The following is a 21542-nucleotide window of genomic DNA, read 5'->3' on the forward strand; positions in this document are numbered from 1 at the left end:
GGAACAAGACAGATTGTCATCATTCATCAGGCACAAGGACCTCCAGAAAATGAATAATCATTTCAGGTGTATTGGGATCGTCGGGCATCCGCGTCACCCTACCGCACTAACGACACATGAAATGTTGTATCGCTGGTTGTGTAGCAAAGGCTATGAAGTGATGGTCGAGCAGCAGATTGCCCAGGAGCTGCAGCTGAAGAGCGTCAAAACCGGCACGCTGGCGGAAATTGGCCAACAGGCCGATCTCGCCGTGGTGGTGGGCGGTGACGGCAACATGCTCGGCGCGGCCCGCACGCTGGCGCGTTATGACATCAAGGTCATCGGTATCAACCGTGGCAATCTCGGTTTTTTAACCGACCTCGACCCGGACAATGCGCAGCAGCAGCTGGCAGACGTGCTGGAAGGCCATTATATCAGCGAAAAACGTTTTTTACTGGAAGCGCAGGTGTGCCAGCAGGACTGCCAGAAGCGCATCAGCACCGCGATTAACGAGGTAGTTCTTCACCCCGGAAAAGTGGCGCACATGATTGAGTTCGAAGTCTATATCGACGAAATCTTTGCCTTCTCCCAGCGTTCTGATGGGCTGATTATCTCGACACCGACCGGCTCAACCGCCTACTCGCTGTCTGCCGGCGGCCCAATCCTGACCCCCTCTCTGGACGCCATTACCCTGGTGCCGATGTTCCCGCACACGCTCTCCGCCCGCCCGCTGGTGATCAACGGCGACAGCACGATCCGTCTGCGCTTCTCGCACCGCCGTAACGACCTGGAGATCAGCTGCGACAGCCAGATTGCGCTGCCGATCCAGGAAGGTGAAGATGTGCTTATTCGCCGGTGTGATTACCACCTGAATTTGATTCATCCGAAAGATTACAGCTATTTCAATACATTAAGCTCGAAGCTTGGCTGGTCAAAAAAATTGTTCTGATTTTGCATCCAGGACTTTACTGTATATAAAACCAGTTTATACTGTATGAAAACACAGTTATGGTTTTTCATACAGGAAAACAATTATGCTGGCACAACTGACCATCAGCAACTTTGCCATTGTTCGTGAGCTTGAGATCGATTTCCACAGCGGCATGACGGCGATCACCGGGGAAACCGGTGCGGGTAAATCCATTGCCATTGATGCCCTCGGCTTGTGCCTTGGCGGCCGCGCCGAGGGCGACATGGTGCGCATGGGCGCAAACCGTGCCGACCTGTGCGCCCGCTTCTCCCTGAAAGACACCCCTGCAGCTCAGCGCTGGCTGGAGCAGAACCAGCTTGAAGATGGACGTGAGTGTTTACTTCGCCGTGTGATCAGCAGCGACGGTCGCTCACGCGGCTTTATCAACGGCACGGCGGTCCCGCTCTCCCAGCTTCGTGAACTCGGCCAGCTGCTTATCCAGATCCACGGCCAGCACGCGCATCAGCAACTCGTTAAACCCGAACAGCAGAAAGCGCTGCTGGATGGCTATGCGGGTGAGTACGCGCTTACTCAGCTTATGGCGGAGCACTATCGCCAGTGGCATCAGAGCTGCCGCGAGCTCGCTCAGCACCAGCAGCAAAGCCAGGAGCGCGCCGCCCGTGCGGAGCTGCTGGAATACCAGCTCAAAGAGCTGAACGAATTTAACCCGCAGGCGGGTGAGTTTGAGCAAATCGACGAAGAGTACAAGCGCCTGGCGAACAGCGGGCATCTGCTCTCAACCAGCCAGAATGCGCTCAACCTGCTGGCGGATGGCGAAGACGTGAACCTGCAGAGCCAGCTGTATAACGTCCGTCAGCTGCTTACCGAACTGGTCGGCATGGACAGCAAACTGTCTGGCGTCCTGGATATGCTGGAAGAGGCGGCCATTCAGATCTCTGAAGCCGGTGACGAACTGCGCCACTACTGTGAGCGTCTGGATCTCGACCCGAACCGTCTGTTTGAGCTGGAACAGCGTATCTCCCGTCAGATCTCGCTGGCGCGCAAGCACCACGTTACGCCGGAAGAGCTGCCGGGCTACTATCAGTCTCTGCTGGACGAGCAGCAGCAGCTTGACGATCAGGCTGACTCGCTGGAAACCCTCTCTCTGGCGGTGAGCCTGCACCATGAACAGGCGCTGGCGACAGCGCAAAAGCTGCATGAAATTCGTCAGCACTATGCTCAGGAGTTAAGCCAGCACATTACCGACAGCATGCACACGCTGGCGATGCCGCATGGCGTCTTCACCATTGACGTTCGCTTTGAAGAGAATCACCTGACGGCGGAAGGTGCGGATCGCATCGAATTCCGCGTCACCACCAACCCGGGGCAGCCGCTGCAGGCGATTTCCAAAGTGGCCTCAGGCGGTGAACTGTCACGTATTGCGCTGGCGATTCAGGTGATCACCGCGCGTAAAATGGACACCCCGGCGCTGATTTTCGATGAAGTGGATGTCGGCATCAGCGGCCCGACGGCGGCGGTAGTAGGTAAACTGCTGCGCCAGCTCGGCGAATCAACGCAGGTGATGTGTGTCACCCACCTGCCGCAGGTCGCGGGCTGCGGTCATCATCACTTTATCGTCAGCAAAGAAACCGACGGTGAAATGACCGAAACGCACATGAAGCCGCTAGATAAACGTGCGCGTCTACAGGAGCTGGCACGCCTGCTCGGCGGCAGCGAAGTCACGCGTAACACGCTCGCGAACGCGAAAGAACTGCTGGCGGCATAAACTTTTTCGGGATCTCAGGGTCATACAGAACAACAAAAACGCCGCCAGACCGGTTTCAAAGTGGGGCAAGGTCTATTATCATCGGCATATTACATATGAGCCGCGTTCTGCTCGGGCCCGAAAAGGAATCAAATCACTATGCGTTGTAAAATGCTGACCGCTGCCGCAGCGGTTCTTCTGATGTTGACCGCAGGCTGTTCCACTCTGGAGAAAGTGGTTTACCGTCCTGACATCAACCAGGGGAACTACCTTACCCCTAACGATGTGTCCAAAATCCGCGTGGGGATGACACAACAGCAGGTCGCTTATGCACTGGGAACCCCGATGATGTCCGATCCGTTCGGCACTAACACCTGGTTCTATGTATTCCGTCAGAAGCCGGGCCATGAAGATGCGACCCAGCAGACCCTGACGCTGACCTTCAGCAGCGCCGGTGTGTTGACCAACATCGACAACAAGCCTGCCCTGACCAAATAATCCGGTGTCAGAAATGCAAAAAGGTGCTCATTGAGCACCTTTTTTGTTTTGTGTTGATCCCCTCGCCCCTTTGGGGAGAGGGTCAGGGTGAGGGGAAGAAAGCGCTACTTACTGGCCTTCTCCGCACGCTGACGACGCAGCTCTTTCGGGTCGGCTATCAGCGGACGATAAATCTCCACCCGGTCGCCCTCTTTCAGCACATCGCCGAGCTTCACCGGACGGCTGTAAATCCCGACCTTATTCTTCGCCAGGTCGATATCGCTGCGAAGCTCGAGGATGCCGGAAGCACGGATAGCCGCCTCAACGGTCGCCCCCTCTTCCAGCGTCACGCGCTGCAGATACTGCTTCTCCGGCAGCGCGTACACCACTTCTACAGCAATCTTATGCGACACTGTAAACCTCTTTGGCGCGGGTGGTGAACGCCTGAACCATATTCGATGCCAGCTCTTTAAAGATGCGGCCAAACGCCAGCTCAATCAGCTTATTGGTGAACTCGAAGTCCAGATGGAACTCAATGCGGCAGGCGTCAGCGCTCAGCGGCGTAAACTTCCAGCCCCCCATCAGGGTCTTAAACGGACCATCCACCAGATGCATCAAAATACTCTGATTGCTCGTCAGCGTATTACGGGTGGTGAACGTCTTGCTGATCCCCGCTTTGGAGACATCCACCGCCGCGGTCATCTGCGTCGGGCCGGACTCCAGAACGCGGCTCCCGGTGCATCCCGGAATAAACTCTGGATAAGACTGAACATCGTTCACTAACTGATACATTTGTTCCGCGCTGTAAGGCACAAGCGCAGTACGGCTAATCTGAGGCATAGCATTTCCCATGGTCACACAACGGACAAATAATAACATTTATCACCTGTTAAAAAAACGCTAAGCCTCATCTCGTGCTAAGATAGCGCGTTAGACCTCACAGGACGCAATGAGGTGACTTTTTGAAATCAGATTACCGACGGCTTTACGACACTTATGACGAAGAAAAAAGCACATAAACCAGGCTCGGCGACCATTGCGCTCAACAAGCGTGCTCGCCACGAGTATTTCATTGAAGAAGAATTCGAAGCTGGCCTTGCGTTGCAGGGCTGGGAAGTAAAATCGCTGCGCGCCGGGAAAGCCAACATCGGCGATAGCTACGTGATCCTGAAAGATGGCGAAGCCTTCCTGTTCGGCGCGAACTTTACGCCGCTGACCGTCGCCTCTTCACACTACGTGTGTGACCCAACGCGCACGCGCAAATTGCTGCTGAACAAGCGTGAGCTGGAATCCCTCTACGGACGTATCAACCGCGAAGGTTTCACCGTGGTCGCCCTGTCGCTGTACTGGAAAAACGCCTGGTGCAAAGTGAAAATTGGTGTCGCGAAGGGTAAAAAACAGCACGACAAGCGTACTGACCTGAAAGAGCGCGAATGGCAGTTGGACAAAGCGCGCATCATGAAAAACGCAGGACGTTGATTCTGCACACTTATTGTACTATTCAATAAGTTAGCGTTCCGGGCTGGTATCCAGGAAGTGAAATCTGGTATACTCAGTTCAACACTATTGGGGCTGATTCTGGATTCGACGGGATTTGCGAAACCCAAGGTGCATGCCGAGGGGCGGTTTGCCTCGTTAAAAGCCGCAAAAAAATAGTCGCAAACGACGAAAACTACGCTTTAGCAGCTTAATAACCTGCTCTGAGCCCTCTCTCCCTAGCTTCCGCTCTTAAGACGGGGATCAAAGAGAGGTCAAACCCAAAAGAGATCGCGTGGAAGCCCTGCCTGGGGTTGAAGCGTTAAAACTAATCAGGCTAGTTCGTTAGTGGCGTGTCTGTCCGCAGCTGGCGTGCGAATGTAAAGACAAACTAAGCATGTAGTACCGAGGATGTAGAAATTTCGGACGCGGGTTCAACTCCCGCCAGCTCCACCAAAAATTCTCCATCGGTGATTACCAGAGTCATCCGATGAAGTCCTGAAAGCCCGCACGGCGCAAGCCCTGCGGGCTTTTTTGTACCCTCAACATGTCCCGCGAAGTCCGTAAAATTTCCCTGCGACACAGAAACATCACGCCATTAAACATTATTTCTCTCATGCTCAATAAGCCATTCTTTGCGTGAAATCCCCCCTCCATAACCTGTCATCGCCCCATCTTTTCCAATTATCCTGTGACAGGGGATCACAATCGCAATCCGGTTGGCACCGTTAGCGGCAGCGACGGCGCGCACAGCATTAGGCTTATTAAGCCGTAGTGAAATGGCCTGATAGTGTGAGGTCTGTCCATAGGGAACAGCACGCAACGCATGCCAGACGGATTGTTGAAAATCACTGCCCGGAGCATCTAAAGCGAGATCAAACTGTCGGCGCGTTCCGGCAAAATACTCGCCGATCTCTTTTACTGTCTGCCGGGTATGGCTGTTTTCGCCGGTGACGATTCTGGCGTTAAATAAACGCTGAATATCGCGGAATTCTGTTTCTAACATCCGGCGATCGGTAAACTCCAGCAGACAGACTCCCCGCTCTGTCGCGCAGACAAACATCGGTCCAAGCGACGTGGTAAACCGGTGAATGACTATCACCTGGGTTGTCTGAGTCGGCGCTGCGCCAGTAAGCCGCTTGTAGGTATAACCAAAGCCGCTCAGCGATTCATAGCCATTGTCCAGCGCAACGTCAGTCGCCGGTCGTCCACTTTTTAGCTCCTGCAGGGCAACGTTCACCCGCTGCATTCGCTGGAAAGCCTGAAAAGTGATGCCGTGATGTTGCAGGAACCAGCGCCTTACCCGCTCCGGGCTGATGCCATGCTGACGAAGCTCCGCGTCTGCTACACGGGATTTGATATCGCGCCTGACAAGCGCAAGCGCCTGCTCAACGAATAATGGCGCGCTGTGCGCATTTTCCGCAGGTCTGCAGACTTTACAGGGACGAAAGCCGTCCGCCAGGGCAGATTTGGCATCTTTATAAAATTCAACATTTTCGCGCTTGGGCTTTCGCGCCCGGCATACCGAAATGCAGAATACGCCAGTGGTTTTGACGCCAACAAAAAACACGCCAGTGTAGTCTGAAGCACGTTCAAGTAATGCCTGATACCAGATATCACACAGATTTTTATCGGTTATTTTCATCGCCAAAAAGTCCTTCAAACGTCTGACGAGATCGGATCGCATGCATGACATCAGTCAGCGTTGACTGCATCGCTGAATGAACAAAATTGCCCATTGAAATGCGGCTTACCCCTGCCCGTTTCAGCCTGTCGAATGACGGAAGATCGGGCATACACATGACATTCAAAGGCAATCCCGTTGCCTCTGCAATGAGGCTGATGTCTTTCTCTGAGGTCAGGCAGGGAACAAAAAGGCCGTCAGCACCTGCAGCTTTATAGCGTTGACCCCGTAATATCGTCTCCTGCAACGCGTCTTCATGCCCGAGCAGGTAAGTGTCAGTCCGGATGTTCAGAAACAGGCTGTAATTTTCGCTTCTCAGCGTATCGCATACTGTTCTCAGGTTACGGGAAAAATCAGAGGCATCGTCAAGCTGACGAACCCCGTTTATGACTCGGCTGTCTTCGAGGTTAACGCCTGCGACGCCTGTCTGAGCAAGGCGCCGCAGATTGTCTGCTATCTCTTCGGCTGAATCACCATACCCTGCTTCCATGTCAACGCTCAATGGCAGGCTGCTGGCAGCCCGGATCCGGGTGACCATATAAAACAACTCATCAAACGGCACTCCCTGCCCGTCGTCATATCCCAGTGTGGACGCTATAGCTGCACTGGATGTTCCCAGTACCTGATAGCCTGCTTTTTGCGCAGCGACAGCACTGGCGGCATCCCAGACGTTGGCGATAAGAAGAGGCTCATGCTGATAGTGACGTTCTGCAAAGTTCATATTCATATCCTCTCGATAGATTGAAGATGAATCTAAGCACTCAGGAAGAACCTCACAACCGAAATTCAGACGACCATTTTTTAGCAAACGTCGTCTGAACATGGGGGGCGGAACAGACCAAAACCTTTCAGGCCCGGACTCCGACTTTCAGCATGGCTAAGCAGACGAGGTTCTCCCACATGTTCCCCGGTGAAAGCATGGAGCAGGTGACCCAGTGTTCCGGCGAACACAATACGCTGAGCCATGATTTCGTCATAGTAGAGAGGGTCTACCACAACGACAAAATTAAGATCGGAGTATTGATCGAACCCGCCATGAACAAGCGAGCCGCCAGCGAGAAGGGAGTGAATCTGCGATCATTCCACCACAATCACTACGTCCAGCCCTGACAGAGCTCATTCATCTTCTCGCTTGAGAAGCTATCCTCTCCCTTTGACCAACATCAACGACACCGCCCCTCCCCCTATGGAGAATAAAAAAACACCCCTACCCAGCGCTACGGAATAGCCGCTTAACCCGGAAGGAACGTCACCATGTACAGACCCATAACCGTCATCATATTCATTCTTCTGACGCTCGCCGCCCTCGCGGAAATAGGCGTTTTATCCTTTGGATAATCCTCAGGCTAAATACCTCTCATCAGGGCATGTTGATCTCATTACAGTTTTTTCCTAAAGCCATCCCGTTTCGCCTGTGCCATGCTGAATCACGCTCATAACCGATAACGTTAAATGAGGATATTATGAAAAAAACAATTATCGCATTATCTGCCGTTCTGCTGGCTTCCCCAGTATTTGCTGCGACCACACATGCAACTGACGATACCGTCGCGGCGGCGAACGCAAACGCCAACGAGGCGAAGCAAAAACTGCATGAAGAGCAGAACAAAGGTGAAGAGCTGAAGCTGAAACAGAAGCATGCTGCGGAAGGCAAGAGCGAGAGCCTGGGCAGCAAGGTCAGCGAAGATTCCCAGAAAGCCTGGCATAAAACCAAAGAAGGCACCGAGAAAGGGTGGGATGCCACCAAAGAAGGCGCTGAGAAAGGCTGGAACAAAACCAAAGAAGGTGCCAGCGAGCTGGAAAAGAAAGTCACTGAGTAATTAGTTATACTCACGAAAAGGTCGCGCTTGCGGCCTTTTTTATTTCTTCGAATATAATTAGCACCTCAGGCGTTTACGCAGTGCGCACTTATCGGAGAAACCACTATGTACCGCCTTTTGGCCTTTCTGACCGTTCTGCTGTTGTGCCCTTCCCTGCATGCTGCCCCGAAAAGCTACCTTATCGATACCGATAACACCGCCATTCGGCTCTCGTGGCATGCCTTCGGCGGCATCCTCTCCTGGGCAACGTTCAGCGGCATGACGGGTGCCGTGACACTCAATCCGGATAACGACGTTGACGACCACATCCACGTCACCATTCCTGTGGCCACCCTGGTGGCCTCAAACAAGCTGCTCACCTGGCAATTAAAAAGCGACATGTTTTTTGATGCGGAGCACTACCCGACCATCGAGTTCATCAGCTCTCGCGTGGTCGCCCAGGGCGCCGGACGGTTCAGGGTGTTCGGCACCCTGACCGTACGAAACATTGCCCGGCCGGTGATCCTGGAGGCCGTGGTGAAAGACCCGCATGCGCAGGCCCCCACACTGGACGCCACCACGGCGATCTCGCGCGCGTCCTATGGGATGGATAAGTTTGCCCTGGTCGTGGACGATCGTATTGCCATCGCCATTGCGATTCAGACGAACAAGGTGCCGTCACCCTGAGATCAGGCGCTGTAGCTGCTCCGCGTGTTCCCGCAGATAGGACGGCGGGTTGCGGCCAATCAGGACAAACTGGTAGCCCGCCTCCAGCCACCACGCCAGGTTCATGCTGTGCCGCTGCTCCTGCTGGAGCGAGGCCGTCGTCTTCTCATCAACAGGCGAAATACAGAGGGCCATCGGGCCGTAGTCGGCGTTGATCCAGGCAATCTGCGCGATAGACGTCGTTTCATAGCGCAGCATGCGCACCATTTTAAGCTCTGCCCCCTGCAGGGTAAGCTGCGACAGGTTTAGCCTCATGCCGATGTCCTGCGCGGCCCGTTCCAGCCCGCGCTGCAGAACCGGCGTTGCGCTGTCCATATCCAGCAGCGTCTCGACGCTGTACAGGGACATATATTGCGCTTCGAGGTCGCGGATATGGGCGTTCTCATCCTCTGGGCCAGCAGCAGGCCGCAGCAGGTAGCCCAGCCCGGAGCCGACCAGCAAGAAACTGACCGAGGCGGCGATCAGCGCCCGTCGGCTGACGCCAGTCGGCGTGGCGGACTGCGGGTCGGGAAGTGCCGCAAGACGCGCCTGCATCGTCTCAAGAGGCGCGTCATCCAGCAGGGAAGCAAACGCCCCGGCGTAATCCTGGCTACTTTTCATCAGTTCATCGGTTCGTCCGGCGAGGCGTTCGTCACACTTTAACTGTTCTTCAAACTGCTGCGCGTCGGCGCGACACATCTCGCCATCTATCCAGGCCACGATGGCGTCGTCGTTATAGGGCGGTGTAAAACGGTGCGCGTTCAAGAGCGTTTCTCCTTTACCGGAGGGAGTGCGTCAGCGGATCTGGCAAGCCGAGCCCTCGCCGTCGCCAGCCGGCTCATCACGGTACCGATCGGCACCGCCAGGGTCTCCGCCGCCTCCAGGTAGGTAAAGCCTTCGACATAAACCAAAAATACCGCGTTGCGCTGGGCTTCTGGCAGCGCGTTAACGCGCTGCATTACCTGAAGGTAATGCAGGCGCGTCTCATTCTGTTCGTGGGTGTCCGGCGCCAGCAGCTCGTCGCTGGGAACAAATCCCTGCCCCTGTCGAACGTGTCGTGCCCGAAGCTCAGAGATCCAGATGGAGTGCAGGATCGCGAACATCCACCTGTCGATGCGCGTGCCAGGCGTATACTGACTGCTTCTTTCAAGCGCACGCACGCAGGTGGACTGAACCAGCTCTTCGGCGATATCCCTGTTTCGCGACAGCACCAGCCCATAGCGCCAGAGACGCGGCAGGAGTGCGGCGAGCTGTTGACGAACCTCACGGGTTGCGATGGGTTTTCCCTCCACGAGAAAATCAGGATTCCGGGTGTCCATTGATGGCGGCCTGCAGGTCACGGTACTCCTCGCAGGACTGGCCACAGATACCGGCAATCACCTTCAGCTGTTCTTTCGCAAGGTCCGGGCGTCCTTTCACCATCCATGCTTCACCGAGATACTCCCGGGCTTTGGCATAATCCGGCGCGATAGCCAGCGCGCGCTGGTAGTAACCAATCCCTTCGTCCGTGCGGCCCAGTTTGCGCGTGGCGAACCCGCGATAGTTCCACGCTTCAGCCGTATTGCCATTTTTCAGCGAATCAAGCAGATTCAGCGCCGCCTGGTACTCCCCTTTCTTCGCGAGATGGTACGCGTAGTTGGTTTTGTCCTGGTCGCTGAGGCTGCTGCTCTTGTCCGGCACGCATTTCTGCGTGGCGCTGTCATACACCTGTCCGGAAGGACAATCAGGCGTTTTGCTCTCGGTACTATTATTGCCCATGGCCAGCGCCAGTGGAGACAGCAGGGAAAAAATCAGCACCGGGATCAAACGAAACGAGGTCGTGTTCATACAAAACTCCAGGGTAAGTGGGGAGTGACGTCAGTAAACGTCCGGCTGACGATTTTTATTCATTCTTCGGTGAATTTTTTTACTGTCCTGAAGTCCTGCCCGCGCCTCAGTCCCAAAGAAAATAAATCAGCTTATTTTCTCTTTGCTTGCCCGTTATTATTGCTTACGCGTGATAGCAGAGTTTTAACCCTGTACAAGAATATATTTCATTACCTCGATGACATAATATATCTTACATCAAAAACGTTACCCTAACTTAAACACACGTTAAGCCCGCTTAAACAATAACGCTTAACATGTTATTTAAAATGATCCCTACCAATTATCATACCGGGTCGTAAACCTTAAATAACAGCGCCATCACAATAAATAAAAAACATGCAAAAACAAAAAGATAGAAAAAGGTAATTATAAAATACATCAATAGATTAATGCCCCCTTCATTGTTTGCGCCGTTATTTACGAAAGCTTAATTTGCACAACACGCATTTTCTGTCTATATCATTTTTATATTCCAGAAACCAATTCCTCTATTAATTACAGGGTTTTATAAAATACAAAACACCCATTAAAACGTTTTTTCATAAGTCATTAGATTCGCTCTGATGTTGCCACTCTGACGCATGGCGGGCATCGTGCGCGCTGAATTCTACGGTGTGAGCTGCTTTATAACAGCAACTGCGCCGGGGGCGCCCTTTACCTTCAGCAGAGATGGCTCGTCTTGCTCGCCGTTCATGACACTTCTGCTGGAGTAATAACAAAATGAGCCAAATCTCTGTTATTTCAAAACTTACTGGCGTAGAAACGACCCTGGAAGGTACACAGGTTACGCTGAACCATTCCTCTGTCGTTGAGCTTCACGTCGAGCGAGCGAGCGTCTCCCACTTCGCGCGAAGCGGTAACGACCTGCTGGTGACACTGCACTCCGGCGAAGTGATCACCCTTAAAAATTTCTACGTCGCGGATGCGCAGGGCGTGAGCCAACTGGTTCTGCAGGACAGCAACGGCGCGTTATGGTGGATTGAAGATCCGGCTGGCGCCGCCACGTACGAATCTATCGCGTCCACGGATGTGCTGCTTGCGGCATCAGGAAGTGATGCCGGTGGCGCCGCCATCTGGCCGTGGGCTCTGGGCGGTATTGCGGCTGCGGGCGGCATCGCGGCCGCGGCAAGTACTGGCGGAGGAGGTGGTGGTGGCGATGACGGTAATAACAACAGCACCAACCCCAACACCCCTGTCGACCCCGCCGATCCGGATACGACACCGCCGAATGCGCCATCCAGCCTTCGTTTCTCGTCAGACGGTAAAACCGTCACCGGTTCCGCCGAACCCGGCAGCACCATCACGCTGAAAGACGCGAACGGCAACGTCATTGGTACAGGAAAAACGGGCAGCGACGGCAACTTTAGCGTCTCCCTCGGGACACCATTGACCAACGGCGAGCAGGTAACTGCCACCGCAACGGATAGCGCCGGGAATACCAGCCAGGGTTCAAGCGTCACCGCACCGGATCTCACCGCACCCGATGCACCAACGATTGGCAGCGTAATCGACGATATCGCCCCTCAGACGGGGACGGTGACCAACGGCGGCAGCACCAACGATCAGCGGCCGCAACTCTCCGGCACCGCCGAAGCGGGCTCCACCGTGACGATTTATGACGGCGGAATAGCCATTGGCACCGCGGTCGTCGCCAGCAATGGCACATGGACATTCACCCCGTCCGTCGACCTGAATGAAAGCACCCACCAGATTACCGTACGGGCAACCGACGCCGCCGGCAACACCGGACCAGCCTCACCGGTATTCACCCTCACCGTCGATCTCACCCCTCCGACAGCACCCACCGCGATTGTGCTGCTCGACGATACGGGCATTATCCGAGGAACAATCACGTCGGGCGTGCCTACCGATGCCTCGCAGCCGATTCTGGCGGGAACGGGCGAACCCGGTGGAACCATCACTATTTACGATAACGGCGTGGCGATTGGCACAACGACGGTGCTACCTAACGGTACCTGGAGCGTTACCCCAGGGGGCCCGCTTCCGGACGGTACGCATTCGATCACCGTCACTGAAACCGATGCCGCCGGAAACCAGAGTACGGCCTCTGAACCCATCACCTTTACCGTGGACACCACGCCGCCGTCTGCCCCAGGAAACCTCGTGGTGTCAAATGATGGCGGTACCATCAGCGGTATCGGAGAAGCAGGCAGCACGGTGACCATCCGTGAAGGCGATTTCACCCTTGGCACAGTGGTTGTTGATAGCCAGGGGAACTTCAGCCTGACGCTGAGCCCGCCGAGGATCAACGGCGAAATCCTGACCGCTGACGCCACCGACACGGCGGGCAACACCAGTCCAACCACCTCCGCAGCGGCACCGGACATTACCCCGCCGCAGACCCCGGTCATCCTGTCGGTGATTGATGACGTGCAGGCCACCACCGGCCCCGTGGCCCAGAATGGGCTGACCAACGACCGGGCACCGACCCTGAACGGCACAGGCGAGGCAGGCTCGACCATCACGATTTATAACGGCAGCGATGCCCTCGGTACGGTGGTTGTTCCCTCCTCCGGCCAGTGGAGCTTTACGCCGCCCACACCGCTGACCGACGGCACCTGGGTGCTGACCGCGAAGGCGACGGATCCCGCCGGTAACCCGAGCGGGATATCAAATGCGTGGACAATTAACGTTGACGGGACGGCGCCAACCGCCCCGGTGATTTTACAGGTTGCAAACGATATCCCTGGGCAGACCGGCGCGATCGACTTGAACGGGACCACCAACGACGCCACCCCGACGCTCAGCGGTACCGCTGAAGCAAACGCGACGATCAGCCTGCGCGTGGACGGTGTTGAAATTGGTACAACCGTTGCCAATGGCCTCGGCGTATGGAGCTTTACCCCTTCCTCCTCAATCGGTGAAGGCTCCCACGCCCTGACCGCCGTCGCAACCGATGCGGCAGGCAACCCCAGCCCCATCTCCAACACCTGGACCCTGACGGTTGACAGCGTCGCGCCTGCGGCGCCGGTCATTACCCAGGTGCTGGATGATGTGCCGGAGCGCCTCGGCGCGCTCAACCCCAACGACAGCACCAACGACACCACGCCAACGCTCAACGGCACGGCTGAACCGGGCTCAACCGTTACCATCCGCCTGGATGGTGCCGATCTTATTACGATCCCGGTCGACGGCAGCGGCACCTGGACCTATACCCTTACCACGCCGCTTGGCGAGGGTCCTCATACCTTTAGCGTCGTCGCCACCGACGCGGCGGGTAACACCAGCCAGCCGTCAGACGACTTCACCCTGAACGTCGATATCACTGCGCCAGCGGCGGCCACCATCGCCACCGTGATCGACGATGTCGGCGGCGTACAGGGTTCGCTCAACAGCGGCGATACCACGGATGACACTCGACCCCTGCTGCAGGGCACCGCCCCTGAAGACACGGTGATCACCGTCTATGACGGCACGACTCTGCTTGGCACCGCCATCCTCAACGGCAGCGGCGGCTGGAGCTTCACGCCCGTGACCCCGCTTACCGACGGTCCGCATTCCCTGACGGTGCACGCCACGGACGCCGCGGGCAATACCACCATCTCAACGCCATTTGAACTGACGGTGGATACCGTTGCGCCTGCCACGCCGGATATCCCGGCCATTACCGTCAATCCTGACGGCACAGCAACGCCGCTGAACCCGGGCGAAATCACCCGCGACACCACACCGACCCTGAGCGGTACCGGCAATCCGGGTGATACCGTGACGATCTACGACAGCGGCGTCAAAATCGGCGACGCTGTCGTGGACAATACCGGCAACTGGACCTGGACGCCGCCATCCCCCCTGGCTGGCGGCACCTATGACATCACCCTGACCGTCACCAACGTGGACGGCACGGGCAACGAAAGCGCTCCGTCGCAGCCGGTCACCATCACCATTGATACCGAGGCGCCGGCTACGCCTGCAGCGCCGGTCATTACTGACAGCGTCACCCAGATCACCGGCCCCGTTCCCAATGGCGGCACCACCAACGATCCGCGTCCGGTGCTGAGCGGCACCGGTACGCCGAACGACGTTATCAACATCACTGACACGGTCAACGGCGGCACGCCAGCTATCGTTGGTACCGTCACGGTAGACAGCAACGGCAACTGGAGCTGGCGCCCTGACAGTAATATTGCGGAGGGTAGCCACGTCTATACCGCCACCGCCACCGATGAAGCGGGCAACGTCTCTGACGCTTCCCCGGCGATCGCGATCACCGTGGATACCGTGGCGCCGGCTACGCCGATATTTGACGCCGTCGGGGGGCAGCCGAATGGTGGCTTTATCACCGACGCGACGCCAACCGTCGGAGGAACCGGCATTAACGGTGAGACGGTCATCGTTTACAACAACGGCGTCGAGGTAGGACGTGTAGATGTCGTTAACGGAGAATGGAGCCTTGTCCTGCCACAACAAACGGACGGCCTGCTGAACATCACCGTTGCAGCAGTGGATGCCGCGGGTAACGTCAGCGCGCTGAGCCCGGTCGTTTCCGTCACCCTCGATACCGTAGCGCCAGAGATCCCCGTCATTAGCGCCGTAGCTGACAGCCAGCTGTCCAATAACGAGCTCTACACGAAAGACGGCACGCCGACACTCACCGGGACCAGCGAACCCGGCACTACCGTTATCGTCTCCGTCGACGGTAACCCGTCTGGCGTGCCGGTGACGATACAGTCGGACGGCAGCTGGAGCTGGACTGCCGGTACAACACTGCCGGATGGTCCTCATACCTTCACCGTCTCGTCTATCGATCCTGCCGGTAACACGTCAGGGAATTCAGCACCGCTGAGCGTGACGGTGGATACCGCCGCGCCTGCCGACCCGATCAACATGGCCCTGGCTCAGGAAGGAACACCGCTGACCGGTAACGCCGAGGCAGGAAGTACCATTACCGTGAAAGACAGCGGTGGTACCGTCATTGGTACCGGCGTTGTCGGCAGCGACGGCAGTTTCTCCATTGCGCTGAGTCCGGCGCAGCTGGATCCGACCACGCTGACCGTGAACGCTACGGACGCCGCAGGGAATGCCAGCGCGGGCGTGCCTTTTGTCGTCACCGACTCGTCGCTTGAGCTGCCGCAGGTGCCTGTCATCACGGCAATCGTCGATGACGTGGACCCGCTCACTGGCGATGTGAAAGGCAAAACCACCAATGACACCACCCCAACGCTTACCGGTACGGCCGAAGCGGGCAGCCTGATTACCATCTACCTGGACGGTAGCGCGACGCCATTGACGACGGTCACCGCCGACGGCAGCGGCAACTGGAGCTATACGCCAGCCGCGCTTGGCGAAGGGCTGCACACCTTTGAGGTGACCGCGACCCTCAACGGTCAGACCAGCGGTCGATCTCCGGCGGCCAGCGTCACCGTTGACCTTACCGCGCCGGGCACGCCGACCATCGGCGCCGTGATTGACGACGTTGGTCCGGGCACCGGCCCGCTGACCAGCGGCCAGATCACCAATGACAACCAGCCGACCCTCACCGGCACTGGTGCTGTGGGTGATATCATCTCCATCTACAACAACGGCGTGTTGCTGGGGACCGCAGAGGTCGGTATCACCGGCACCTGGAGCTACACCACGCCTGTCCTGGCAGAGGGCAATCACGTCCTGACCATCCGCGAGACCGATCCGGCAGGGAACCAGAGCGGTCCTTCGGCGGGCTTCACCATCGTGGTGGATTCCGTTTCCGCCACGCCGGTCATCACCAACGTCACGGATAATGTGGGCAATGCCGCCACCACGGTGGTCAGCGGTGGTCTCACCAACGACGCCACGCCAACCCTTTCGGGGACAGCTGACGCAAACAGCGTGGTGACCCTTTTCGACGGCGGCACGCAGATTGCCGTAGTGACAGCTGACAGTACCGGCGCATGGACGTTTACCCCTGATACCGCCCTCGGCGAAGGCTCGCACAGCTTCACCGTCCAGGCGACCGACCCGCAGGGCAACCTCAGCGCGGTCTCCGCACCCTGGAGCGTGGTGATTGACCTGACGGCACCGACGGTTCCAACGCTGGATACGGTAAATGACAACGTCCCAGGCGGCGTCCAGGGCAACCTCACCAGCGGGCAGGTGACCAACGACAACACCCCTACAATTAGCGGCACCGGACAGGCAGGCAGCACTGTTCACATCATGAACAACGGGACGCAGATTGGTACTGCAACCGTTGACGGAAGCGGGAACTGGTCCTTTACCCCGACCACGCCGCTGGGCGACGGCAGCTACGCTCTTCGCGTCTATGCAACGGATGCGGCAGGCAATGCCTCGGCTAACTCATCGGTCTTCGCCTTTACCGTGGATACCGCAGCCCCTGGCGTACCGGTAGTCACCAGCGTGGTTGACGATGTCGGTCCGGTCACCGGGACGCTCACGTCGGGCAACAGCACTAACGACGCGCGTCCGACCTTCAACGGCACGGGCGACGTCGGTGCCACAGTGCACGTGATTGTCGACGGGAGCGAAATAGGTACGGCGGTGGTGAATGCCCAGGGCAACTGGACCTTCACCCCGGGCACCGATCTGGGCGACGGGTCCCATACGATCACCTTCAACGCTACCGATGCGGCAGGCAACACCGGCACCACAACGGCACCGTTTAACCTGACGGTGGATACGGGCGTGCCGTCGGCACCGGTCATCTCGACCGCGGGTGACAACGTGGGCAGTATTCAAACCCCGCTCTCCTCCGGGCAGAGCACCGACGACACCACGCCGACACTGAACGGCACCGCCAGCGCCAACGCCACGGTCACCGTATATGAAAACGGACAGCCGGTCGGCACCGTGCTGGCGGACGGCAGCGGCAACTGGAGCTTTACGCCGTCAACGCCGCTGTCCAGCGGCAGCCACACCTGGACCGCCACGGTCACCGATGCAGCGGGCAACGTCAGCCCGGCGTCGCCAAACTTTACCCTGATTGTCGATACCACGGCACCGAACGCGCCGGTTATCAGCCAGGCGATAGACGACGTAGGCAGCCTCACCGGACCGCTCACGTCCGGGCAGACGACCGACGACACCGTACCGCGGCTTGTTGGAACCAGCGAACCGTTTGCCACCGTGAAGATCTATGAGGGAACCACCCTGGTCGGAACGGGTACCGCGGACAGCAGCGGGAGCTGGAGTATCTTGCTCACCACCACGCTGGCGAGTGGCCCGCACAGCTTCACCGCGCAGGCCACGGATGCGGCAGGCAACACCAGCGTGTCGTCGGCCAGCTTCAGCCTCACCGTCGATACCACGCCGCCAGCGCTGCCGGTGCTGACCAGTATTCTGGATGATGTGGGCAACGCGGCGACGCCGGTTGCCAACGGTGGGTTCACCAACGACGCGCAGCCGACGCTCAGCGGTACGGCGGAAGCGGGAGCCACGGTGAAAATCTTTGATAACGGGGTCCAGATCGGCAGCGTGACGGCGACCGGCGGCGCGTGGAGCTTTACGCCATCTCCGGCGCTGAGCAACGGCGCGCACACGTTGACCTTTACCGCCACCGATGCGGTGGGCAACGCCAGCGCGCCCACCGCCGGGTATGTGATTAACGTCGATACCCTCCCGCCAGCCGCACCGGTCATCAGTTCGGTCATTGATGATGTCGGCAGCGTCACCGGCCCCGTGACCGGTACGAACCCGACTAACGACACCCGCCCAACGCTGAGCGGGACCGCCGAAGCGAATGCCACGGTTCGGATCTACGACGGCATCACGCTGGTGGGTACGGTCACCGCCGATGGCAGCGGCAACTGGACCCTGCCACAAACTACCACCACGCTGACGCAGGGCACGCATAACTTCACCGCCACGGCCACCGATGCGGCGGGCAACACCAGCGTGGCGTCAGCCGTGACGACGATTATCGTCGATACGACCGCGCCAACGGCACCGACCGGCACCTTCAACGCCGACGGTAGCGTCCTGACCGGGAGCGCGGAGGCGGGCAGCACCGTCACAATCCGCCTTGCGGACGGTTCAACGGTGACCGCCATTGCGGGTAGCAACGGCACCTACAGCTACACCTTCACGAACAAGCAGATCGAAGGCCAGACGCTGCAGATCACCGCGACCGACGTCGCGGGCAACACCTCTCTGCCGGGCTCCGCCCTTGCGCCGGTGGTGCCGCTCTCTGCCAGCAACAACGTTGAAGAGCTGAACCTCAGCACCACGGCAACCGTGACCAACAGCCAGTACAGCGACTACGGCTTCCTGCTGGTCGGCGCCGTGGGCAACGTCCTGACGCTGCTGGGCAATGACACCGCGCAGGTGAACTTCACGGTGGGCAACGGCGGCAGCGCGGACATTGTGGTCAATGCCAACGCCACAGGGGCGGTGCTCTCTCTGCTCAATACCCTTGAGCTGGTGGTGCAGCACTACGTCAACGGTGTCTGGACAACCGTGGTGGATACCGGCCAGCCGCAGTTTGCCGATCTCCTGACCCTCGGCGCTACCGGCGTCTCGCTGAACCTGACCGGGCTGGCCGACGGCAACTACCGCGTACTCAGCTATAACACCAACCTGCTGGCGACCGGCTCCTACACCAGCCTCGACGTGGCGGTGAAAGAGACCGGTCCGGGTACGGTCACGGGCGATACCAGCCTCAACGGCAACGTGATCCTCGATACGGACCCGACCGCCGGCAGCGACAATGCCCCGGCCGGAACCACCATTTCCACGGTTACTAACGCGCAGGGCGTGACCATCAGCGTGAACGCCGACGGCACGGTGATCCAGGGCAAATACGGTACGCTGACCATCAACCGCGACGGCAGCTACACCTACAACCTGACCGACACCAGTGCCGCCGTCATTGGCCGGACGGAGAGCTTCACCTACACCATCACCCATAACGGCGTCAGCGCGTCGGCGAACCTGGTGCTGTCTCTGGGTGCCGGTACGGTACTCAACGGCATTGTGGCGGTGGACGACACGGCCTCGCTGACCTTTGACACCACCGTAAGTGAGATTAATAACGGCGCCTCGTCTCAGGGTGGCTTTACCGTGGTGGGCATTAATCTCGGCAGCACGCTGGGGCTTAACCTGCTGGACGACATGACCAACCCGATCATCTACAACGTGGAGGAAGGCACGACCCGTACCATGACCATCCAGGCCTCCGTAGGCGGCGTGGCGCTGGCGTCGGTGTTCGATCTGTACGTCTATAAGTTCAACAACGCGACCCAGACCTTCGAGCAGGTCCGCGTCGAGTCGGGCTGGCTGCGCGCGCCGCTGCTGGGGGGAACGTCACCACAGCTGACGCTGAACCTGCCTGCCGGGGAGTACCTGTTCCTGCTGAATACCGCGTCCGGGATCGCTGTACTGACGGGCTACACCCTGAGCGTCCTGCAGGATCATGTCTACAGCGTGGCAAGCATCAGCGAAACGACCACGGGCGACGTGCTGGCGAATGATCCGGTTCCGGCGGGCACGCTGGTCACCGAAGTGAACGGCGTGGCGGTCAACAGCAGCGGCACCACCACCATTCAGGGGGAATACGGCACGCTGACCATCAATGCGTCCGGTCAGTACACCTATACCCTGAGGAGCGGCGTGGGCGCGGACCATATCAGCACGCCGGATACGTTCGTCTACACCGTTACCGCGCCTGACGGCTCGAAGGATACGGCATCGCTCAACATCACTCCAACCGCGCAGGCAATGAATGCGGTCAACGATGTCAGCGCCACGATGGACCTCACCTCGGTGCACCACACGTCGGTCTACTCGGATACCACCGTGGGCGTCGCCAGCTGGACGACGGCCCTGTTCTCATCAACCCAGGGCAGCGGCAGCGGAACCTTCGTTGTCGACCCGAACACCGCGCTGCACAACGCGTCGCTGCACTTTAGCGTGGCCTCGCTGCTGGCGCTGGGCGGGCTGACGGTGAACTGGACGATTAGCGATGCCAACGGCGCGATCCGCAGCGGCTCCTTCAGCGGCGCCTCGCTGCTGGGCGGCAGTATCGACGTCCCGCTGACCGGGCTGGATCTGAACGCCGGGACCTATACGCTGAGCTTTACCGGTAGCGTACCGGGGCTCAGCGTCGGGACCATCACCATCACGCCAAGCGTAAACGGCACCACCTACTCGCTGAGTAATTTCGACGTCACCGGCAGCCACACCGTCAACGGCAATATCTTTGACGGCACCGACTCTGGCGGCGTGCTGGATCAGCTCCACTCGGTGGATACCCGTCTGAGCGTAACCGGCTACAACGGCGTAACCACCACGCTGGATCCGTACACCGGCAGCGCAACGGTGAACATCACCGGCCATTACGGTATCCTGGCGATCGGCGCAGACGGCCATTACACCTATACCCTCAACAGCGGGGTATCGCTCTCAACCATGACCTCGAAGGAGACCTTCAACTACACCCTGACCGACTCTGCCGGAAGAACGGACAGCGCCACGCTGACCATCAATATGGCGCCGCAGTTCATCAGCTCGGAGCATAACGACGCCATCACCGGTACAGCCTACGGCGATACGCTGATTTACCAGGTGCTGAACAGTACGGTGGGAAATGCCACGGCGGGTAACACCAGCAGCGCCGGAGGCGATCACTGGACCGGATTCTCGCTGGCGCAGGGGGACAAGATCGACATCGGCGATCTGCTGGTGGGCTGGGACGGAAATACCGCCTCGTTGGGGAATTATATCCATGTCACACAAAGCGGTAGCAACACTGTGATCTCCATCGACCGTGATGGTGCAGGGTCCACCTACACTAATACTGCACTCGTTACGCTTGATAACGTTCAGACCACGTACGACGAGCTCGTTAACCAGCAACACATCATTACCTGATAGCACCTGCAAGAGATGACCCGGGCGCACAGCGCCCGGGCATTAATAATAAAGCTG

14 protein-coding genes, 1 other RNA gene and 1 pseudogene are annotated in these 21542 nt (G+C 58.1%); 8 read left to right on the forward strand and 8 right to left on the reverse strand.

Annotated features, from left to right (window positions below):
- The first annotated feature begins 49 nt into the window (after positions 1-49).
- The 3 genes from nadK (at position 50) to bamE (ending at position 3152) form a co-directional block, all read left to right on the forward strand.
- Positions 50-928: an NAD(+) kinase gene (gene nadK / locus ACMGGQ_RS15705; protein ID WP_008502500.1), complete on the forward strand. Its 879-nt coding sequence runs from the start codon at positions 50-52 to the stop codon at positions 926-928.
- Between the two features lie 85 nt (positions 929-1013).
- Positions 1014-2675: a DNA repair protein RecN gene (gene recN / locus ACMGGQ_RS15710; protein ID WP_048029282.1), complete on the forward strand. Its 1662-nt coding sequence runs from the start codon at positions 1014-1016 to the stop codon at positions 2673-2675.
- A 138-nt stretch (positions 2676-2813) separates the two neighbouring features.
- Positions 2814-3152 (forward strand): outer membrane protein assembly factor BamE, encoded by a 339-nt coding sequence (bamE, locus tag ACMGGQ_RS15715; RefSeq protein ID WP_008502502.1) that lies wholly within the window; start codon positions 2814-2816, stop codon positions 3150-3152.
- Between the two features lie 104 nt (positions 3153-3256).
- Here the strand turns inward: bamE and ACMGGQ_RS15720 are convergent, their stop codons facing one another.
- Complete coding sequence (locus ACMGGQ_RS15720) at positions 3257-3544, reverse strand: RnfH family protein (RefSeq protein WP_008502503.1); 288 nt, start codon at positions 3542-3544, stop codon at positions 3257-3259.
- Positions 3534-3971 carry a type II toxin-antitoxin system RatA family toxin gene (locus tag ACMGGQ_RS15725; RefSeq protein ID WP_014832955.1) on the reverse strand — a complete coding sequence of 146 codons (438 nt, stop codon included), beginning with the start codon at positions 3969-3971 and terminating at the stop codon, positions 3534-3536. Before ACMGGQ_RS15725 ends, ACMGGQ_RS15720 begins: the two co-directional genes overlap by 11 nt.
- Before the next feature lie 156 nt (positions 3972-4127).
- On the opposite strand from ACMGGQ_RS15725, the gene smpB reads away from it, so the two are divergent.
- Positions 4128-4610: an SsrA-binding protein SmpB gene (gene smpB / locus ACMGGQ_RS15730; protein ID WP_024908331.1), complete on the forward strand. Its 483-nt coding sequence runs from the start codon at positions 4128-4130 to the stop codon at positions 4608-4610.
- Between the two features lie 89 nt (positions 4611-4699).
- Positions 4700-5063, forward strand: a transfer-messenger RNA (tmRNA) gene (ssrA, locus tag ACMGGQ_RS15735).
- A gap of 142 nt (positions 5064-5205) precedes the next feature.
- Here the strand turns inward: ssrA and ACMGGQ_RS15740 are convergent.
- The 3 genes and pseudogenes from ACMGGQ_RS15740 to ACMGGQ_RS15750 all read right to left on the reverse strand — a co-directional run.
- On the reverse strand, positions 5206-6252 hold the full coding sequence (locus ACMGGQ_RS15740; protein ID WP_420290255.1) for a bifunctional transcriptional activator/DNA repair enzyme AdaA: 1047 nt from the start codon (positions 6250-6252) through the stop codon (positions 5206-5208).
- Positions 6236-7012: an isocitrate lyase/PEP mutase family protein gene (locus ACMGGQ_RS15745; RefSeq protein WP_111967713.1), complete on the reverse strand. Its 777-nt coding sequence runs from the start codon at positions 7010-7012 to the stop codon at positions 6236-6238. The genes ACMGGQ_RS15740 and ACMGGQ_RS15745 overlap by 17 nt, the downstream gene beginning before the upstream one ends.
- A 158-nt stretch (positions 7013-7170) precedes the next feature.
- Positions 7171-7368, reverse strand: a pseudogene (locus ACMGGQ_RS15750) (nucleotidyltransferase domain-containing protein); the annotation flags it as partial.
- A gap of 386 nt (positions 7369-7754) precedes the next feature.
- Between ACMGGQ_RS15750 and ACMGGQ_RS15755 the strand changes: the two are divergent.
- Complete coding sequence (locus ACMGGQ_RS15755; RefSeq protein WP_023333137.1) at positions 7755-8111, forward strand: hypothetical protein; 357 nt, start codon at positions 7755-7757, stop codon at positions 8109-8111.
- Positions 8112-8216: 105 nt separating this feature from the next.
- Entirely contained in the window at positions 8217-8777 is a 561-nt protein-coding gene (locus tag ACMGGQ_RS15760; protein WP_063622311.1) for a YceI family protein, read from the forward strand.
- Here the strand turns inward: ACMGGQ_RS15760 and ACMGGQ_RS15765 are convergent.
- The 3 genes from ACMGGQ_RS15765 to ACMGGQ_RS15775 are packed head-to-tail and all read right to left on the reverse strand — an operon-like array spanning position 8769 to position 10622.
- The gene (locus tag ACMGGQ_RS15765; protein WP_420290256.1) at positions 8769-9560 is read right to left on the reverse strand and encodes an anti-sigma factor family protein; all 792 of its coding nucleotides are present in this window, start codon (positions 9558-9560) and stop codon (positions 8769-8771) included. The genes ACMGGQ_RS15760 and ACMGGQ_RS15765 overlap by 9 nt on opposite strands.
- Positions 9557-10114 carry a sigma-70 family RNA polymerase sigma factor gene (locus ACMGGQ_RS15770; RefSeq protein ID WP_420290257.1) on the reverse strand — a complete coding sequence of 186 codons (558 nt, stop codon included), beginning with the start codon at positions 10112-10114 and terminating at the stop codon, positions 9557-9559. Before ACMGGQ_RS15770 ends, ACMGGQ_RS15765 begins: the two co-directional genes overlap by 4 nt.
- On the reverse strand, positions 10095-10622 hold the full coding sequence (locus ACMGGQ_RS15775) for a tetratricopeptide repeat protein (RefSeq protein ID WP_023294382.1): 528 nt from the start codon (positions 10620-10622) through the stop codon (positions 10095-10097). The genes ACMGGQ_RS15770 and ACMGGQ_RS15775 overlap by 20 nt, the downstream gene beginning before the upstream one ends.
- 762 nt (positions 10623-11384) lie before the next feature.
- Here ACMGGQ_RS15775 and ACMGGQ_RS15780 point away from each other — a divergent pair.
- Positions 11385-21485: a BapA/Bap/LapF family large adhesin gene (locus ACMGGQ_RS15780; RefSeq protein ID WP_420290258.1), complete on the forward strand. Its 10101-nt coding sequence runs from the start codon at positions 11385-11387 to the stop codon at positions 21483-21485.
- Positions 21486-21542 lie beyond the last annotated feature (57 nt).

Source organism: Enterobacter sp. BNK-13 (assembly GCF_048685015.1).
Classification (GTDB): Bacteria; Pseudomonadota; Gammaproteobacteria; order Enterobacterales; family Enterobacteriaceae; genus Enterobacter; species Enterobacter quasiroggenkampii.

Coding starts and splice junctions, on each gene's coding strand:
- ACMGGQ_RS15755 (WP_023333137.1), top strand. CDS start 7,755: ATGAAAAAAACAATTATCGCATTATCTGCCGTTCTGCTGGCTTCCCCA.
- ACMGGQ_RS15775 (WP_023294382.1), bottom strand. CDS start 10,622: ATGAACACGACCTCGTTTCGTTTGATCCCGGTGCTGATTTTTTCCCTG.
- ACMGGQ_RS15740 (WP_420290255.1), bottom strand. CDS start 6,252: ATGAAAATAACCGATAAAAATCTGTGTGATATCTGGTATCAGGCATTA.
- recN (WP_048029282.1), top strand. CDS start 1,014: ATGCTGGCACAACTGACCATCAGCAACTTTGCCATTGTTCGTGAGCTT.
- bamE (WP_008502502.1), top strand. CDS start 2,814: ATGCGTTGTAAAATGCTGACCGCTGCCGCAGCGGTTCTTCTGATGTTG.
- nadK (WP_008502500.1), top strand. CDS start 50: ATGAATAATCATTTCAGGTGTATTGGGATCGTCGGGCATCCGCGTCAC.
- ACMGGQ_RS15780 (WP_420290258.1), top strand. CDS start 11,385: ATGAGCCAAATCTCTGTTATTTCAAAACTTACTGGCGTAGAAACGACC.
- ACMGGQ_RS15745 (WP_111967713.1), bottom strand. CDS start 7,012: ATGAACTTTGCAGAACGTCACTATCAGCATGAGCCTCTTCTTATCGCC.
- ACMGGQ_RS15770 (WP_420290257.1), bottom strand. CDS start 10,114: ATGGACACCCGGAATCCTGATTTTCTCGTGGAGGGAAAACCCATCGCA.
- smpB (WP_024908331.1), top strand. CDS start 4,128: ATGACGAAGAAAAAAGCACATAAACCAGGCTCGGCGACCATTGCGCTC.
- ACMGGQ_RS15760 (WP_063622311.1), top strand. CDS start 8,217: ATGTACCGCCTTTTGGCCTTTCTGACCGTTCTGCTGTTGTGCCCTTCC.
- ACMGGQ_RS15725 (WP_014832955.1), bottom strand. CDS start 3,971: ATGCCTCAGATTAGCCGTACTGCGCTTGTGCCTTACAGCGCGGAACAA.